Origin of the sequence: Streptomyces phytophilus (assembly GCF_013870535.1) — a bacterium.
Taxonomy (GTDB): Bacteria; Actinomycetota; Actinomycetes; order Streptomycetales; family Streptomycetaceae; genus Streptomyces; species Streptomyces phytophilus.
In genome coordinates, this window is sequence record NZ_JACBXC010001282.1 from 1 (window position 1) to 1,689 (window position 1,689).

General features: G+C 71.9%; 3 protein-coding genes. All 3 read left to right on the plus strand.

Annotated elements, in window-relative coordinates:
- Positions 1-399: DUF3500 domain-containing protein (locus H5J30_RS31600; RefSeq protein ID WP_181790997.1), on the plus strand; the 399-nt coding region annotated here is incomplete at its 5' end.
- 308 nt (positions 400-707) lie between these two features.
- Positions 708-1,304: a flavodoxin family protein gene (locus tag H5J30_RS31605; RefSeq protein WP_181790999.1), complete on the plus strand. Its 597-nt coding sequence runs from the start codon at positions 708-710 to the stop codon at positions 1,302-1,304.
- A gap of 62 nt (positions 1,305-1,366) precedes the next feature.
- Positions 1,367-1,689, plus strand: a 323-nt coding sequence (locus H5J30_RS31610; protein WP_181791000.1) for an ABATE domain-containing protein, incomplete at its 3' end; no start/stop codon positions are given.

A 1,689-nucleotide genomic window follows, 5' to 3' on the forward strand; every position in this document is an offset into this window, starting at 1 on the left:
TTCGCCGCCGAGCCCCCGGACGACATCCTCACCCGCGCCGACCCCTTCGCCGACCCGGACCTGCTGCCGGCGGGCCTGCCGTACGGGGCCATGACGCCGGCCCAGCGGGGACAGCTGGAGCGCCTGGTACGCCGCTACCTGGCCCGGGCCCCCGAGGCGTACGCGCGGGAATGCTGGGCGGAGACGGTGGCCCGGGGGCTGGAGGGGCTGTCCTTCGCGTGGGCCGGGGGGCTGGCTCGGGGCGATCGCCACTACTACTGCGTACGCGCGCCGGACTTCCTCATCGAGTACGACAACACCCAGGACGACGGCAACCACGCCCACTCCGTATGGCGCCACGTACGCCACGACTGGGGCCTGGACCTCCTCCGCACCCACTACGAAACGGGCCACAGATGACCACCCCCCGGCCCTCCGCCCCGCTACGAACCGAACGCCTCGCCCTGCGCCCGGCGATGCGCGTGAGCCGAACGGGAAGGCGGGAGGTCCGGGGTACCACTCCGTGCCGACCTCGACGGGTCGGGGTCGAGCAGGGGTGCGGGGTGGTTTGGGGTGATCGGGTTGTGGCGCCAAGTGGGCGACAAGTCGCCGGATAGTCTCAGCCAACCTCCCGGGCCCATCCTGGCTCCCCGCAGCATCGGCCATGGACCGGCAACGGGGCGTCGTACGGGCGATGCCGGGGGCGGTCCGCCTCAGGAGACGACTCGATGGACACGCCACCCAGAATCGCGATCGCCTACCACTCCCGCCGCGGCCATACCCACGTGCTGGCGCAGGCCGTCAGGACCGGCGCCGAGGCGGGAGGCGCGGCGGTGGTGATGGTGCTCGTCGAGGAGATGCAGGAGAGCGACTGGGAGACGCTGGACGCCGCGGACGCGATCGTGTTCGGGGCGCCGACGCTCATGGGGTCGGCCTCCAGCGCGTTCCACGGCTTTGCCGAGTCGACCAGCACGCGCTGGCGTACGGAGTCCTGGAAGGACAAGATCGGGGCCGGGTTCACGCACTCGTCGTGCAAGGCGGGCGACAAGCACAGCACCCTCGGGTACTTCGCGACGCTCGCCGCCCAGCACCAGATGCACTGGGTCAACCTGGGCCTCGCCCCGGGCTGGCACGTCAGCCACGAGAGCGAGAACGACCTCAACCGCCTCGGCTACTTCAACGGCGCCGCCGCGGTCACCATGGGCGACCTCGGCACCGACTTCGTGCACAAGGCCGACACCGCGACCGCCGAGCACCTCGGCACCCGGGTCGCGCGGCACACGGCCGTGGTCCTCGCCGGGCGGGCGGCGCTGGGCTTCGCGTGACGGGACGACCCCGCAGCCATTGGTATCTTTGCCTTAAGTAATGGGTACGAGCGGAAGTCACCATGGCCGTAAGTGATTACACGGGGCAGGCCGCACTCACGGCCGTCGACCTGGTCAACAGCCTGGACGTCATCGTCGGTACGGACCGGCTGCGCACCCCCGAGGACGCGGCCGGGATCCTCGCCCGGCACGGCTGGGACGTCGGCCGCGCCGTGTCCGCCGCCGACCTGGAGCGGCTGCGGCAGCTGCGCCCGCGGCTGCGGTTCGTCTTCGGCGGCACCCCGGTGCACAAGTCCGTCGCCGACCTCAACGCGCTCCTGCGCGACCTGCGCGCACAGCCACACCTCACCGACCACGACGGCGCCTGGCACTGGCACTACGCCCG